The 16,322-nt window shown below is 41.5% G+C and carries 17 protein-coding genes and 1 riboswitch; of the genes, 10 read left to right on the top strand and 7 right to left on the bottom strand.

The genetic code is table 11. The features are described 5' to 3' along the window. Positions 1-14 precede the first annotated feature (14 nt). The 7 genes from B1K71_RS06095 to pepF all read left to right on the top strand — a co-directional run bounded on the left by B1K71_RS06095 (position 15) and on the right by pepF (position 7,464). A complete protein-coding gene (locus B1K71_RS06095) occupies positions 15-1,073 on the top strand; it encodes an LLM class flavin-dependent oxidoreductase (RefSeq protein WP_077325114.1) in 1,059 nt (352 codons plus the stop codon). 11 nt (positions 1,074-1,084) lie between these two features. Next, the gene (locus tag B1K71_RS06100; RefSeq protein ID WP_077325116.1) at positions 1,085-1,651 is read left to right on the top strand and encodes an NADPH-dependent FMN reductase; all 567 of its coding nucleotides are present in this window, start codon (positions 1,085-1,087) and stop codon (positions 1,649-1,651) included. A gap of 204 nt (positions 1,652-1,855) precedes the next feature. Continuing rightward, the gene (locus B1K71_RS06105; RefSeq protein ID WP_077325118.1) at positions 1,856-2,449 is read left to right on the top strand and encodes a GNAT family N-acetyltransferase; all 594 of its coding nucleotides are present in this window, start codon (positions 1,856-1,858) and stop codon (positions 2,447-2,449) included. 276 nt (positions 2,450-2,725) lie between these two features. Beyond that, complete coding sequence (spxA, locus tag B1K71_RS06110) at positions 2,726-3,121, top strand: transcriptional regulator SpxA (RefSeq protein ID WP_077325120.1); 396 nt, start codon at positions 2,726-2,728, stop codon at positions 3,119-3,121. 305 nt (positions 3,122-3,426) lie between these two features. Then, a complete protein-coding gene (gene mecA, locus B1K71_RS06115) occupies positions 3,427-4,125 on the top strand; it encodes an adaptor protein MecA (protein WP_077325122.1) in 699 nt (232 codons plus the stop codon). A 251-nt stretch (positions 4,126-4,376) separates the two neighbouring features. Next, positions 4,377-5,588, top strand: coding sequence for a competence protein CoiA (locus B1K71_RS06120; RefSeq protein WP_077325124.1), 1,212 nt, complete (start codon positions 4,377-4,379; stop codon positions 5,586-5,588). Positions 5,589-5,649: 61 nt separating this feature from the next. Continuing rightward, the gene (gene pepF, locus B1K71_RS06125) at positions 5,650-7,464 is read left to right on the top strand and encodes an oligoendopeptidase F (RefSeq protein WP_077325126.1); all 1,815 of its coding nucleotides are present in this window, start codon (positions 5,650-5,652) and stop codon (positions 7,462-7,464) included. A gap of 243 nt (positions 7,465-7,707) precedes the next feature. On the opposite strand, the gene B1K71_RS06130 is transcribed toward pepF, so the two are convergent. The 4 genes from B1K71_RS06130 to B1K71_RS06150 all read right to left on the bottom strand — a co-directional run bounded on the left by B1K71_RS06130 (position 7,708) and on the right by B1K71_RS06150 (position 10,724). Next, positions 7,708-7,893, bottom strand: coding sequence for a hypothetical protein (locus tag B1K71_RS06130; protein WP_077325128.1), 186 nt, complete (start codon positions 7,891-7,893; stop codon positions 7,708-7,710). 875 nt (positions 7,894-8,768) lie between these two features. Beyond that, complete coding sequence (locus B1K71_RS06140) at positions 8,769-9,668, bottom strand: ClpXP adapter SpxH family protein (protein ID WP_077325133.1); 900 nt, start codon at positions 9,666-9,668, stop codon at positions 8,769-8,771. A 15-nt stretch (positions 9,669-9,683) separates the two neighbouring features. Next, entirely contained in the window at positions 9,684-10,064 is a 381-nt protein-coding gene (locus tag B1K71_RS06145) for a globin domain-containing protein (protein WP_077325135.1), read from the bottom strand. Positions 10,065-10,148: 84 nt separating this feature from the next. Further along, complete coding sequence (locus B1K71_RS06150; RefSeq protein WP_077325137.1) at positions 10,149-10,724, bottom strand: CYTH domain-containing protein; 576 nt, start codon at positions 10,722-10,724, stop codon at positions 10,149-10,151. 135 nt (positions 10,725-10,859) lie between these two features. Here B1K71_RS06150 and B1K71_RS06155 point away from each other — a divergent pair, with 135 nt between their 5' ends. Genes B1K71_RS06155 through B1K71_RS06165 form a run of 3 tightly spaced genes read left to right on the top strand, consistent with a single transcriptional unit; the run spans position 10,860 to position 13,225 of the window. Continuing rightward, positions 10,860-11,468 carry a GTP pyrophosphokinase gene (locus B1K71_RS06155; protein ID WP_077325139.1) on the top strand — a complete coding sequence of 203 codons (609 nt, stop codon included), beginning with the start codon at positions 10,860-10,862 and terminating at the stop codon, positions 11,466-11,468. Between the two features lie 12 nt (positions 11,469-11,480). Further along, positions 11,481-12,311 (top strand): NAD kinase, encoded by an 831-nt coding sequence (locus B1K71_RS06160; RefSeq protein WP_077325141.1) that lies wholly within the window; start codon positions 11,481-11,483, stop codon positions 12,309-12,311. 26 nt (positions 12,312-12,337) lie between these two features. Continuing rightward, a complete protein-coding gene (locus tag B1K71_RS06165; RefSeq protein ID WP_245799184.1) occupies positions 12,338-13,225 on the top strand; it encodes an RluA family pseudouridine synthase in 888 nt (295 codons plus the stop codon). Between the two features lie 44 nt (positions 13,226-13,269). Here B1K71_RS06165 and B1K71_RS06170 read toward each other — a convergent pair whose 3' ends face one another. From B1K71_RS06170 to prpE, 3 genes are all read right to left on the bottom strand, one after another. Beyond that, positions 13,270-14,574 carry a nucleobase:cation symporter-2 family protein gene (locus B1K71_RS06170; protein WP_077325143.1) on the bottom strand — a complete coding sequence of 435 codons (1,305 nt, stop codon included), beginning with the start codon at positions 14,572-14,574 and terminating at the stop codon, positions 13,270-13,272. Further along, entirely contained in the window at positions 14,571-15,158 is a 588-nt protein-coding gene (locus B1K71_RS06175; protein ID WP_077325145.1) for a xanthine phosphoribosyltransferase, read from the bottom strand. The genes B1K71_RS06170 and B1K71_RS06175 overlap by 4 nt, the downstream gene beginning before the upstream one ends. 168 nt (positions 15,159-15,326) lie before the next feature. Further along, positions 15,327-15,429: riboswitch (purine riboswitch) on the bottom strand. Positions 15,430-15,566: 137 nt separating this feature from the next. Further along, the gene (gene prpE, locus B1K71_RS06180; protein ID WP_077325147.1) at positions 15,567-16,316 is read right to left on the bottom strand and encodes a bis(5'-nucleosyl)-tetraphosphatase PrpE; all 750 of its coding nucleotides are present in this window, start codon (positions 16,314-16,316) and stop codon (positions 15,567-15,569) included. Positions 16,317-16,322 lie beyond the last annotated feature (6 nt).

Below are 16,322 nucleotides of genomic sequence, written 5' to 3' on the forward strand. Positions count from 1 at the left end.
AAAGGGGATTCAGCTTGGAAAATTATCGAATTGATTCATCGAAAGGGTTGGAGTTCGGGATTTATACATTGGGTGATCATTTGCCGGATCCCGCAACTGGAGAGCGGATTTCCACAGAGCAGCGGCTCCGGGAAATTGTTGAACTCGCCCAACTTGCTGAGCAGGCCGGCATTGATTTTTTCAGTGTTGGAGAAAGTCATCAGGAGTATTTTGCAACACAGGCACATACAGTTGTTTTGGGTGCACTTGCCCAGGCTACAGAAAAAATAAAGCTGGCAAGTTCATCAACTATTATCAGCACACTGGATCCGGTCCGTGTTTACGAGGATTTTGCTACGATTGACCAGCTTTCCGGCGGCCGGGCAGAAATCATTGCCGGACGCGCGTCACGTGTCGGAAATTTTGAATTGCTCGGATACAGCCTGCGCGATTATGAAGAATTATATGAGGAGAAATTTGACTTGCTCCGGAAATTAAACGAGCAGGAAGTGGTAAATTGGAGCGGACAGTATAGAGCTCCATTAAAAAATGCCCGGATCCTGCCCCGGCCGAAACATGGTTCACTGCCGATCTGGCGTGCTGTCGGCGGCACACCGGCAAGCGCAATTAAAGCCGGCTATGCAGGTGTACCAATGTTTTTAGCGCATCTTGGAGGACCAGCATCGGTATTTAAGCGATCCATCGATGCATATCGCGAGGCGGCTGCAAAAGGCGGCTTTGATCCGGCGGAGCTGCCGGTTTCGACAGCCGGATTCTTTTATGCAGCTGAAACAACACAGCAAGCATTGAGAGAATACTACCCGCATATCAATGAGGGAATGAAATTGACCAATGGCAGGGGGTTCCCAAAACAGCAATTCGCACAGGGAGCAGATCCTCGTGATATTATGAATGTAGGCAGTCCTGAGCAAATCATTGAAAAAATACTTTATCAGCATGAACTTTTCGGACATCAACGTTATATTGCACAAATGGATTTCGGTGGTGTACCGTTTGATAAATTAAAGAAAAATATAGAACTGATTGGTACGGAAATTTTACCGGCAATCAGGAAATATACAAAGGAACAGTAGGGGGGACATCGATGAAGATTGTCGGGTTATCCGGCTCAACAGTTGGATCAAAAACAAGAACAGCAATGGACGTAACAATGGAGGTTGTTCAAAAAAGGTTTCCCGATGCACAGATTATCTTGCTTGATCTGGCTGAATATGATATCCAGTTCAGTGATGGACGAGGTTATTTCGAATACGATGGTGATACAAAATATGTTGCGGAAACAGTGATGGAAGCTGATGCGGTTATAATTGGAACGCCTATTTTTCAGGCTTCCATACCCGGGACACTGAAAAATATCTTTGATTTGCTGCCGGTTGATGCATTTCGGGATAAAGTTATCGGCATACTTGTTACAGCAGGAACAGCTAAGCATTATTTGATTGCGGAGCAGCAATTGAAACCAATTCTGGCATACATGAAAGCACAGATTGTTCAATCATACGTTTTTATTGAAGATAAATATTTTTACCGAAAAGAAATTATTGATGATGATGTGCTGTTCCGGATTGATCGCCTTGTTGAAGAGACCATTGATTTGGCGGAAGCACATAAGAAAATTCGTGAAGCAAAAGAAGCAGAATATGATTTTTAGATTATATGGGCAATGATAGTGATATACTGCTGTCATTGTTTTTTGTTTTTTTCAGCCTTCATCAGACTCCTCCATGGCCGGTTTTTTGAATTTAAATCATGAATTCGGGAAAAGTAAAAATAATGTCCGGGATGATGCTGATTTAACAAAACGTATTTTTTCCGTTATAATAAGAAAGTCAAAAAAATTTGAAGGAGTAGATTTATGAACTGGTATGAGAAGTTGAGTAAATATTTCCCTGTGGAAGAAATGAAATCCAAGGAACATATGGACATGCTTCTGAAAGAAAAAGGGGATGTTTATCATAAAGATGAAGGTGAATACCATGTTTTGATGTATGCGGAATTTGATACGTTCATTTTCATCGATTATGTATATGTGTCAGCAAAATCAAGAGGACAGGGGATTGGTCATAAAATAATCGAAAAACTGAAGGAACATAACAAACCGATCATTCTGGAAGTGGAACCTGTTGATTATGATGATACAGATACTGAAAAGAGACTTCATTTTTACAGACGTGAAGGATTTACCCACGCACAATACATTGACTATAATCGCCGCTCACTGGCTACTAATGAGGAAACCCCTATGGAAATTCTGTATTGGTCTCCCAACGATGAAACAGAAGAAGAAATCTACCAGCGCATGAAGCAAATGTACGAGGATATTCATACGTACAAGGATGAAGAAATTTACGGGAAGTCCTATCAGCCTGTTGACGAAGTGCTGACGTATGATGAAAACAGAGATTCAGATAATATTTTCGAAGCAATTCAAACATCAGAAAAAGCGTAATAATCAATGCCTCTTGTTTTATTATCAATCAAGAGGCTGCTTTTTTGTTTATTTTCAATTATCATGTTTAATTAGTGGGAAATAGGGAATCTTACAAATAACGATAACTTTTTATGAGCATTTGTTTTTTCACGAAATTTCCACAGAATTACCTATCTTTTACTTGACAATTATAGTATACTGTACATATAGGTTATTTAAACTTATTTTAATCTGATAAGTTGTTAAATATTCAAGAAATGACTATACATTCTTTAGATTGAGGAGTGAAGTTTTATGGTAACACTTTATACCTCACCAAGTTGTACATCTTGCAGAAAAGCAAAAGCGTGGTTGGAAGAACACGATATTCCGTTTTCTGAACGTAATATTTTCTCTGAACCATTGACTTTAAATGAAATCAAAGAAATTTTACGGATGACTGAAGATGGAACTGATGAGATTATTTCAACACGTTCAAAAGTTTTTCAAAAGCTTGATGTCAATATTGATCAGCTGCCAATGAAAGACTTGTTTCGTCTGATTCAGCAAAATCCTGGACTACTGCGCAGGCCGATCATTCTTGATGAAAAACGTCTGCAGGTTGGCTATAACGAAGATGAAATTCGCAGATTCCTGCCGAGAACGGTAAGAACTTTCCAGCTTCGTGAAGCACAACGCATGGTAAACTAATCAGGTTAAAGATGTAAACTTATCAGCTAAAAACTTAAAGCGCAGATCCTTGAAAAAGCCGGTCTGCGCTTTTTCGTTTCGATGTTCGTGACAAATAGATGATTATCAGTTAAAATAATAAATTAATAATTGTAATTATAGGCAAATAAATTTTCAAAATGCCGCCCTGTATCATACAATTATTATATATAGAGATAAAATGGTTATAATCAACGTAAAATGGGAACATGAATTATAGATGGATGATATGGGGAAGCAGTCTCTTCCACCAGACTTCAGTTTTAAAGAGAAGGGAGAGAAAAAGGATGGAAATAGAGCGCATAAATGAGAACACCGTAAAATTTTATATTTCCTATATCGATATTGAAGACCGCGGCTTTGAACGCGAGGAAATCTGGTATAATCGTGAGCGCAGTGAGCAGCTGTTTTGGCAGATGATGGATGAAGTGAATTATAAAGAGGACTTTAATGTTGATGGGCCGCTTTGGATTCAAGTGCAGGCAATGGATAAAGGCCTTGAAATTATCGTTACAAAGGCGCAGGTATCCAAAAACGGTGAGAATATCGAGTTGCCAACTGAGAATGGAAATACCATTGATATTTCAGTCGATGATAATATTGAAAATATGCTTGATCATAAATTCGGTGAAAATAAAGGAAAATCCGCAAAAGACGACGATGAAGATGGTAACTTGTCACTCATTGTAAAGTTTGGCGATTTTGAAGATGTTATTCAACTGAGTCACTATTTCGACGGATTCGATGAGGAAGTTGACAATAGTCTGTTCCATTATAAAGACAACTATTATTTATATGTGGAATTCATCGGTGAAGCGGAAGATGATGATGATCGACAGGAAGATTTAATCAGCCAGATTTTCGAATTTGCAGATGATACAGAAGTAACCATTCACTTGTTGGAGGAATATGGTAAACAGATATTTGAAGAGAATACACTAAGTCAGGTACGTGAACACTTCCCTGCAACAATTGGACGCTCCTAACGGGTGTCTATTTTTTTGACCAAACGTAAAATAGCTGACTTGGAATTTTATAAACCCTCACTGTGATGTAATAATTCTTCCGTGGGGAAAGTTCAACTTTCACGCCTCCACCCTGACAGATTCAACTTTTATCAATCCACAAAATGCTGATATCCCTATTTGGAATAAAAGAAAACAATCTGCGAAATAGCAGGAAAAAGGCCACCTTGTGTCGAATATATCACGTATAAGATAAGGAGGTGGCTTTATGTATGTTGCAGGCAAAATTGAATGATGGAACGCGGGTCACGCTGGCATTAATGACCAGGAAGGATATTGAACGTCTAAAAGGAAAACAGCAGTTTTTGTGTCCTGCGTGTGATGGTCCGGTCATTATGAAAGCGGGGACGAAAATGATTCCGCATTTCGCCCACCAATCAAGGCGTGATTGTCCTTCATCGGAAGGAGGGGAAGGAGCATATCATGAAAAGGGGAAACTGCTTCTGTATAAATGGCTGCAATCCCAGCGTCTGGATGTAGAACTTGAAGTGTATTTGCCGGCGATTATGCAGCGTCCCGACATGTTATTACATGTGAATAACCGGCGACTGGCCATCGAATATCAATGTGCCAAAATTCCAGCAGCGCAAATTCATAAACGGAATGAAGGATATCGCAGTGCCGGAATTATTCCGCTTTGGATACTGGGTGCCAGCCGTCTGGAACGAAAAGGGCGGCACCAGCTGAAATTGGATGCATTTCATCTTCAGTTTATCCATCAATTTTCTTCAGATTTTCCACTGACATTATTTTTCTTCTGTCCGGACTCACTTCAGTTTATTACCTTTCAGGATTTATTTTTTACAGCACAAAACAAAGCAATTGGAAATTTTCAAATCAACCGTTTGAATCAGATCTGTTTCACCGACTTGTTTCGTACGTATTTTTTTCCGGAACAGACAATCTTCCAATTATGGCGAAATGAGAAGCGGAAACTGCGCCTGAAAACGACGGGCAGGCATTATGGGAAAGAACTTATGTGGCGCCAATGGCTTTATTATAAAGGGATTCCCAAGGAGCATTTGCCTTCTTTCGTACACATGCCGGTAAGGGGGCAGGTCCTAATGAAGACACCGCCTTGGGATTGGCAGAGCCGCATATGTTTAGATATTTTGGAAAAAATGCATCCCGGTGCAGTAATGTCTCTTAATCAATGTGTACGATTATTGCAAAGCCATTTGATCCACCCGGACACTTTCTCTTTGATTACCTCTGTTGAAAATCCCATCGGTCAATATCTGCAACTGCTTGAGAAATGCGGGATTATCAAGCAGCAATCCGCACAAACATTTGTCAAACATAATCCGCTTCATTTTTATAGCCATGTGGAGGATGCAATTGCAGGAGATAATCAGTTAATCGATCAGCTTCTTCAATCAAAATACAGGCATGATAACAGGTTATTTCGTTATACTAAAGAATAAGAAGGAATTTTTATCTGAATATAGAAATAGTAAATGAGTGATTTTAAGGAGGACGATAATATTGGCACAAGCAACGAAGGAATTGCCAAAACGAAGCGAAATACCAGTGGAACGAACTTGGAAACTGGAGGATATTTTTTCAACGGATGAGGAATGGGAGAAGGAATTGCAGGCATTGAAAGAAGACCTGCCGTCCATTGAAAAGTTTCAGGGGAAAATAGCTGAATCCGCTGGGAATCTGTATGATGTATTGAAGCTTCAGGATGAGCTGGCAGAAAGGCTCGGAAAGTTGTTTACATATGCACATATGAAGAATGATCAGGATACGACAAACGCTAAATACCAGGAAATGAACTCCAAGGCGGAAAATGTCTTGACGATTGCATCCAGTTCAATGAGTTATATCGTCCCGGAAATTCTGGCGATGGACGAAAACACATTGGATAAGTTTGTTCAGGAAAATGAAGAATTGCAGCTGTACAAACATATGTTAGATGAAGTTTCCAGGCAGCGTCCGCATGTGCTCAGCAAGCGGGAGGAAGCATTGCTTGCGGAAGCCTCTGAGCCAATGTCTAATGCATCGAACACATTCGGCATGCTCAATAATGCTGATCTTACTTTCCCGACAATTAAAAATGATCAGGGAGAGGAAGTCGACCTGACTCACGGACGTTTCATTGGGTTTTTGGAATCAAAGGACCGTACTGTCCGGGAGAATGCGTTTAAAGCGATGTATGAAACATATGGAAGCTTTAAAAATACATTTGCATCAACATTAACTGGCACGATAAAATCCAATAATTTCAGTGCAAAAGTGCGTAACTATGATTCTGCACGGCAAGCGGCACTGGACAGCAACAATATTCCGGAACAGGTGCATGATAATCTGGTCGAAGCTGTCAACGAAAAATTGCCGCTCCTGCACCGTTACGCGGCATTGCGCAAAAAAGTGCTCGGACTGGATGAGTTGCACATGTATGATATGTATACACCGCTCGTGAAAGACGCGGATATGAACATCCCGTATGAAAAAGCACAGCAATATGTACTCGACGGCTTGAAGCCGCTTGGTGATGAATATGTCAGCACATTGCAAGAAGGGTTCAACAGCCGCTGGATAGATGTGGAAGAAAGTAAAGGGAAACGAAGCGGTGCTTATTCATCAGGTGCATATGGAACCAATCCATATATTCTGCTGAACTGGCAGGATAAGGTGAATGATCTTTTTACTCTGGCACATGAACTTGGCCATTCACTGCACAGTTATTACACAAGGGAACATCAGCCATTCCGCTACGGAAACTACTCGATTTTTGTTGCGGAGGTTGCTTCGACATGCAACGAAGCCTTGCTAAATGATTACATGCTCGAGAATGTCGAAAACGAAAAACAAAAGCTATACTTGCTGAATCATTTTCTGGAAGGATTCAGAGGCACGGTATTCCGCCAGACAATGTTCGCTGAATTTGAACATGATATTCATAAGCGCATGCAAAATGGCGAGGCACTTAGTGCAGAGCGCTTAACGGATATTTATTATGATTTGAATAAAAAATATTTTGGGGATGATGTCGTTTCAGACAAAGAGATTGGACTTGAATGGGCACGGATTCCACATTTCTACATGAATTATTATGTGTACCAGTATGCAACCGGGTATTCTGCAGCAACTGCGCTTGCCAGCCGCATCCTAAGCGGGGAAGAGGGAGCAGTTGATCGGTATTTGAACTTCCTGAAATCCGGAAACAGTGATTATCCAATCGAAGTGCTGAAAAAAGCAGGTGTCGATATGACCTCAAAAGAACCGATTTTGGCGGCACTGGATGTTTTTGAAGAAAAACTAAATGAAATGGAGCAGCTGCTGCTGAAGAAATAAGTTAAAAAATGGAGATTCCACTAATATGGATTCTCCATTTTACTTTGTGTGGCTTGGGTAATAGAAGGGACTTTTCCTGCCGGCACCGGTATCAGGGTTTAACACCGAAAGATAAAGCGCTGATATTGAGCATTTGAAGTTTAACATCAAGAGATTGGAGCCCGCCTTCGAGAGAAAAAGGGTTCACCTTCAAGAAATTAAAGCTCAACATCAAGCGTATTCTGCCTGCTCAATACGGTGAATTTAATACCCCCGTGTTCTGCCGCGATACACATTCCGGTGTGTAAATGCATATATTGTCAGATAGATTGAAACAAATAGCATCGGAAGTGTAATCCAGAACGGAATGATTTGCATAAGTCCCAGGATATTCAAAAAAAATGCCACAATGGTGATGACCAGTAAGAGGACAGGAAGTGTATCCTGCATGAAATTTCACTCCCATCATCAATATTTTTAATAGAAACCTTTCCATTAACATCATATGTTACAAAAATTTGAATTAGAAGTGTGACATTTTTGTGAAACGGGGGACTAACTGTTGCCAAGTTTTCCACTGATTGATATAGTTAAAAATGTGATATGAATCACAAACAAAAACCCCTTTGTTTATGATCATGAAACTTTCTCCCATCCCCCTTTGTTTAATACAAAGTCGGAGAACCCTTAAAGGATATACGCTGCCCCGTATGTCCTTTTTATTTTGCAACATATAAGGGAATGCCCCTTCTTGTTGGTATAATGAAAGTCCTGGATGAGAACGCTCATCCGGGACTTTTTATTGTTTCTTAAATCGGACATTTTCATAGCACCAGCGATAGACCAGGCGGTGTTTTCCGCTGATACAGCGAATCTTACATGAGGTTGATTTCCCAATAGGAAGGTTGATTTCATATTCGCGACGGTTGATTACCTGCCGCTGAAGGTTGATAGTTTCATTTAAAGGTTGATTCAGGTTCATGAAGGTTGAAAACATCATCATGAAGGTTGATACCAGCCGCGTGAAGGTTGAACATTATCATGAAGGTTAATACCAGCCGCGTGAAGGTTGAACATTATCGGGAAGGTTGATACCAGCCGCGTGAAGGTTGAAAACATCATCATGAAGGTTGATACCAGCCGCATGAAGGTTGAAACATCCTCGGGAAGGTTGATTCCTGCGCATGAAGGTTGATACTAGCTCCACGAAGGTTGAAACCATCATCGGGAAGGTTGATTCCATCCACATGTGCTCTTTCCGAATGCCCCCATTCCGCATTTCTGCAAAAAAATACCCCAAGCATCCACACCGTATGCTTCGGGTATTAATGTTCTCCTTTGTATTTCCAAAACGTGCCATATTTGACCGGGATTTTTTCGACGGACTGGCGCAGCTGCAGTTTTTTCATTTCCCGTTCAGCTTTCGAAGTGGTCCAGTCATAAACAACGGCGACTTCTTTGATGCCAACCACCTGGTAGTAGGATAAAAAGTCCTCCAGCGGCGGTTTGCTTGACGGCACAGCGTCTTTTTGCAGGATTTGTTTCAAAACCTGAACATAAATATCGTATGGATAAAGACCGGAAATTTTGATTCCCTGGTCTTCTGTTGATGGATTAAAAAATACGATTGCAGGAATAAAATCAACTTCCATCTCTTTCGTCAGGTTTAAATCGCTCTGGAATGCTTTCCTTGCAGTATCTGAGTATAAGTCATTTTTGAATTCGCTGATATCCAGTTTTGCGTTTTCGGCGCATTCCAATAGGACATGTTCCTCCGAGATATTCTGCTTTTTGAGGAATAGGCTTTCCTGTACTTTTCTGAGAAAAATCCGACCTGCTTTTTTTCCTTGCAGTTCGGCAGCCTTGATTGCGAGTGATGCAATCCATGGTGATGATACAGGGTTCTCAATCCACAAATCACCGTCACAGCTCATACCTGTGCGGGAAGCAGTTTTTTCCCAAATATCTTTCAGTCGTTTTGGTTTATCAAATTTATCCTTATTCAATGTATCCAAATGTCCGCTGATGATGGGGCGGATTGTAAAAAATCGGCCATATTCGATTGATAATTTTTTTAAATATGGTTCCAGTGACCAGCACTCGGGGCACAGCGGATCAATAAAAACGTATATTTCTATTGGTTTCTGGACGAAATCAAAGTAGCTATATTTTGCCGATGTGTATGTCTGATTTGAGCTTCGCAGCCCAGAATGATTCCAACTCACATCGATTCTCCTTTCTTATTGCGGTGTGTTCATCATGTGATGTGCAGTCATGGTTAGTTTTTCAAATATAGCCGTGCGATATGGTTCTTCGATTTTTGCTTCGTCAAGTGCGGCATCCATGCATTCAAGCCAGGCATCTTTACGTTCAGGTGTAATTTCGAACGGCAGATGACGCCTGCGCAGCATCGGGTTACCGCGTTCCTCGGAATAAAGCCGCGGTCCGCCGAAAAATTGTGTCAAAAATAATCGCTGTTTGCGGGCGGTTTCCGTGAGGTCTTCCGGGAATATGGGTATAAGCTTGGGATGGTTTCCCACCCGTTTATAAAACGCGGTAACTAATCGATCCACCGAATCGAAACCGCCTATTGCTTCATACATTGTTCCAGGCCTTGTCATGTCATTCATTCTCTCCTAGCATGTTTGTATATATTGTAGCAACGTAAAATTTGATGGGCAACTAATCCGACTTTTCAGCAAGCATCAGCGATCCATTTTTTCCATAAAAAACCGCTTAATTTTATTCGGGGTTTTCCGTTTTTGAATGTGATACGTATGGAGGATTTGATCAATCATTTGACGTCCGGTTTCGATTGACGCTGCCTCAAGTTCCAGTTCATAATCGGAAGTATTTCCGTACATACTGTAATCAAGCACAAGCAGGCTGTCCCCATATTCCAGTTCCCGCCGCTCCGTAGTCAGACTTCCGAAATATATGAGTTCTTCAATGTCAATATTAAGTGCTGCTAATTGTTCGCTGACATGTTGTTTTATAACGGGCTGACCGTTCAGCCATTTTTCTGTTTCAGCATCTGTTAATGTATCATGTGTCTCAAGCAATCCTTTTTCATGCGGTTGTTTCAGTGTTAATGTATATGTTCCATTTTTCTTCCGGATTCGCAATGCAGCACCATTTTCCTTCAGTTCAAATTTTGTTGTTTCAAAATAATGGTTGGTCTGTGTTTGAGGTTCTGCCGGGAATGGTAAACTGAGTAAGAGACGATCAAATTCATCCTTTGTAAGCAGATTCTTAAATTCAATTTCGATTTCCTGTGCCAACTATAATCCCCCTGATTGTTCGAAGTCTGTCTGTTAGCAATAATTATCGCGAATGGCGGTTGAATTTGCAAAGATTATCCATTGGTCTATGTTATGATAAAATGGAAAACAGATGATATACAGGTGGTGTTGACCATGCATTGGAAAGCAATTCTTGCACCATATTCACAGGCAGTTGAAGAGTTGAAAGTGAAACTGAAGGGGATTCGGGCACAATTTGAGCATGAATCCAGTCATTCACCGATTGAATTTATTACAGGTCGTGTCAAACCAATTCCAAGTATTATGGAAAAAGCGGAAAGCAGACGGATACCACTTGACCTTATTGAAGAGGAACTTCAGGATATTGCCGGAGTCCGCGTTGTTTGTCAGTTTGTTGATGATATTTATACGATCGTAAAAATGATACGAACCCGTGAAGATTTAACGGTGATCGAAGAAAAAGATTATGTGACAGAGAAAAAAGAAAGTGGTTACCGGTCATTTCATATGATTATTGAATACCCGGTCGAAACGATTCATGGCGTTAAACAGATTGTTGCGGAAATTCAAATCCGTACATTGGCAATGAATTTCTGGGCGACCAATGAGCATTCATTGAATTATAAATATAAAGGCAGAATTCCAGCTGAAATAAAGGAAAGACTGCAGCGTGCTGCTGAGGCAGCCTTTAAACTGGATGAGGAAATGTCGAGCATCAAGCATGAAGTACAGGAAGCACAGCGCATATTCCATCGAAAGTAAGGAGAGAGAACCGTGAAGTTTGTAATTGTATCAAAGGGCGATGAACGATCCAAAACAATTAAAGGAACAATGAAGCAATATTTGATGGAGTTTGATCTTGAATATGATGAAAAATATCCGGACCTGGTTATTTCGGTTGGCGGAGACGGTACATTTCTGGAAGCATTTCACCGGTATATTCATTGTCTGAAGTCGACTGCATTTATCGGGGTACATACAGGGCACTTGGGATTTTATGCCGACTGGGTTCCGGATCAGGTGGAAAAGTTGATTATCGAGATTGCCAAAACACCTTTTCAAATTGTGGAATACCCGCTTCTGGAAGTTATTATCCGCAGTAAATCAGGCGGGACTGAGGATAAGTTTCTTGCCTTAAATGAAGCAACCATCAAAACGGCGGAAGGTTCGGTGGTATTTGATGTGGAAATAAAAGGGGAGCCTTTTGAAACATTTCGTGGTGACGGTTTGTGCATATCAACGCCATCCGGCAGTACGGCATACAACAAAGCGCTTGGCGGCGGTATAATTCATCCGTCATTGGAGGCGATTCAGCTCACGGAAATGGCTTCAATCAATAACCGGGTTTTCCGGACAATTGGTTCGCCGCTGATTTTACCGAAACATCATACCTGTCTTCTAAAGCCTTTGGTTGACCGCAGCTTCCTGATTACGATTGATCACTTTACGGAAAGCTATACAAATGTTAAATCAATCCAATGCAGGGTTGCCAAAGAGCGTGTCCGTTTCGCCCGCTTTAAACCATTCCCGTTCTGGGACAGGGTGCGTGATTCGTTTGTTGCAGATGAAAATAACGGACGATTAAAACAACCCAAAAATTCATAGAAGCGTATGATGGCAGGTGACAGAGGTTGAAATGGACAATATTAAAGCAGCATGAAGGTTACATGATTCGTTCATATTTGAAAGAAGTTCACGGTTTTTCCAGAAAGCTGATCAAATCAATTAAATTTAATGGTGGCGCAATGCTTGTCAATGGGCAGCGGAAAACAGTCCGGCATAAGCTTTCGGAGGGGGAGGAATTGTCCATTCTGTTCCCGGCAGAAGTGAAAAGTGAATTTATGAAGTCTGAACCAATGCCTTTGGATATCGTTTATGAAGATGATGATATAGTTGTAATTTCCAAGCCGGCCGGGATTGCCACAATTCCGTCCGGTATTCATACGTCTGGAACATTGGCAAACGGGTTGTTGTATCATTATGAACAACACGATGTACCGTATACTGTTCATGTTGTAACAAGGCTGGACAGGGATACGTCCGGTCTTTTACTTGTGGCGAAACACCGATACAGTCATTCCATTCTGTCCACCGCCCAAAAGACCGGCATGATCAATCGGCACTATCAGGCGATTGTGGAAGGTCATCCTCCTGAACAAGCGGGTACGATTCGATTGCCAATCGGGCGTAAAGAGGGTTCCATTATTGAGCGGGCGGTAAGAGAGGATGGAAAGGATGCGATTACACACTATCAGGTTTCAGAAGAGATTGACGGGCATTCCTTGATTCAGGTCAAGCTTGAAACCGGCAGAACACACCAGATACGTGTCCATTTTTCACATCTGGGCAATCCGCTGGCAGGTGATGATCTGTACGGCGGATCACAGAAATGGATGGAACGGCAGGCATTGCACTGTGATTATCTGGCATTTCCGCATCCAGTCACAAAAAAAGGAATGGAGTTCACCATTCCACTTGCACAGGATATGCTAGCGCTGTTAAGGCAGGGGAGGCATTAGGTGTTCGAAAAACTATTCGGACACCGGTCTGCCTGCATAAGCTATTATGCCTCTTTTTCATATAATACAGTTACATTTTTCTTTTGCTTCTCAGGCAGCATGTTAAATACAATATTTAATGCAATTGCTGTCAGGCTTCCTGCCACAATTCCATTGCTTGTTAAAATCTGAAAACCTGCAGGAAGCTGGGCAAATAATTCAGGAGCTACGGTTACCCCAAGCCCAATCCCCGTCGAGCAGGCGATAATCATGGAATTTTCCTGTTTTTCGGAAATAACGGTGCTTAGAATTTTAATCCCCTGGTAAACTACCATGCCGAACATGGCAACCATGGCGCCGCCTAAAACGGATTTCGGAATGATTGTGGCCAGTGCTGCAACTTTTGGCAAGAATCCCAGAGCAACCAGCATTACACCGGTAAGCATAATAACTTTCCGTGAACGAATGCCCGACATTTGAACCAATCCCACATTTTGTGAAAACGTCGTATACGGGAATGCGTTAAAAATACCGCCGATAATCGATGCAAGCCCCTCGGCCCGGTATCCTTTTGCAAGATCTTTTTCCTTTAAATCTTTATCGCAAATATCCCCCAGTGCAAAATAGGTACCAGTTGATTCCACAAGTGAAACAATTGCCACCAAAGTCATGGTCAGTATAGCGGACCATTCAAAGGTTGGCAGACCAAAGTAAAAAGGTTCGACGATATGAAAGTAGGATGCCTCATGTATAGCAGTAAAATCAACCTTCCTCATGTACATTGCAATGAGGGTACCTGCAGTCATTCCAAGTAAAATAGAAATGGATTGAATAAAACCGGTGGAAAATCGATAAATCAGAATAATAAGAAATAACGTTCCAAATCCGAGTGCGATATTAGATAATGAACCAAAATCATCCGCACCTTGTCCACCGCCTAAATTATTGATGGCCACGGGAATAAGGGTGATTCCAATGATAGTTACAATGGACCCTGTTACAACCGGCGGAAAAAATTTCACCAGTTTTCCAAACAGACCGCTAATCAGTACGACAATGAACCCCGATGCAATAACGGAGCCATAAATTGCCGAAATGCCAAATTCACTGCCAATGGCAATAATCGGTCCAACAGCTGTAAACGTACAGCCCAGAACGACAGGCAGACCAATACCGGCAAATCGGCTGCTGATAATTTGCAGTAATGTGGCAATCCCGCACATCAGGATATCTATTGATACAAGATATGTCAGTTCGTTTGAATTGAAACCCAGTGCCCCGCCAATGATTAATGGTACGATAACTGCTCCTGCGTACATTGCCAATAGATGCTGTATTCCATGAACACTTACTTTAAGCGTATTTTTCATTTGGAAGCAACCTCCTCAACAAATGTCACTTTTCCGTTTTGCAATGAAGCAATATTAGCAAGGGACTCCACACGTATACCATGTTCCTTGATCAGCTTCCTTCCCGGCTGGAAGCCTTTTTCAATAACAATTCCAATCCCGGCAATTGCTGCTCCAGACTGCTTGGCAATATCGATTAATCCCATCGCAGCCTGTCCATTTGCCAAAAAGTCGTCAATGATCAGAACAGTATCATTATGATTGATAAATTCCCTTGAAACGGAAATATCATTTGATTCATTTTTGGTATAGGAATATACGTTGGATACATAAAGGTTATCTGATAACGTTAAAGATTTCCGTTTGCGGGCAAAAATAACTGGTACATTCATAACAAGTCCCGTCATCACCGCTGGGGCAATCCCTGAAGATTCAATCGACAATATTTTTGTAATCTTTTGCCCTTGAAAACTTTCCGCAAATTCCTCACCAATTTCTTTCATTAATTGCGGATCAATCTGATGGTTTAAAAATGCATCCACTTTTAGAACACTGTCAGATAATACTTTTCCTTCTTGTTGAATTTTTTCCTCTAATGCCCTCATCATGCTGCTCCTTTCGTATTTACGATTTGTTCCTATATAAGGCTGTTTTGATCTGGTTGAATCAAATTAAAAAGCTCGAAGGATCGTTGTCACTCATTCAAATTTTGAGTGGAACAACGTCCTTCGAGCTTTATCATCGAAAGAATCAGGAAAGAGGCATCATGCCGCTTTCCAATCATTGCCACCCATAGTCGGTTTATTTTACGGTAAACCGGTAGAAACTTGCAGGCCATATTCCCGCGATTATATGAGTGAGTGTATATTTAGTTGATGGAGGCGTACCAAGCCTTCCCGTAAGTTCAATCAAAACATTCAACCTACATGGTGAATGTCAGGTTTTAAAAAAAGAATGTAACCATTATAACACGTGAAAAGAAGAATGCAATGTTAAATTCAGTGCACACTTATTTACAAATTATTCTGGTGATAATGAAACTTTTCTTCATGTAATGGTTGTTCTGAAGGGATGGAGACAGTTTCTTCCTCAGGCAGCCGGAATGCAGTCAATGCATTTCCAAAAACACACCCTGTATCAATGTTGATTGTTTTTCCGACAATGCGGGGCTGTTTGACGGGTGTATGTCCATACACAATCCATTGGTCGCCATGATAATGCTTTGCCCAGTCTCTACGGATTGGCCGTCCATCCGGATGAAATTCTCCGGAAATATCCCCGTACAGGACAAACGTTTTTACTTTTTTATCCGTTCGTCCAATGTAGGATTGCTTGATGCCGGCATGTGCGATAACTGCATCCGCTTCAGGAAGTACCAAGTAGAGCGGTGCTTGTTCATATAAATCCATAAATTGCTGTCGGATACTGTCCCGCTCAGCAGGGGGCAGTGCCTTATATTCAGCCACCGTCGTTTCCAGACCGTGGCGTTCTTTTACATTGTTTCCGAGGAAATATCTGTAAAGTTTATTGCAATGATTGCCTGGAACATATTTTGCTTTACGGCTGTTAACTACCATCTCATAGACAAGCTTAATGGATGCGATGGAGTCCGGGCCGCGGTCGGTAATATCACCGACAAATACAGGTGTCCGGCCATCAGGATGAACATAGATGCTGCCGGTTTTTGAATAACCCAGCTTCCGGAACAGGTTATGAAGCTCCTCCACACACCCATGCACATCGCCGATTACGTCCAGTTTCATGATTGA

Source organism: Virgibacillus siamensis, assembly GCF_900162695.1.
Lineage (GTDB): Bacteria > Bacillota > Bacilli > Bacillales > Amphibacillaceae > Lentibacillus > Lentibacillus siamensis_A.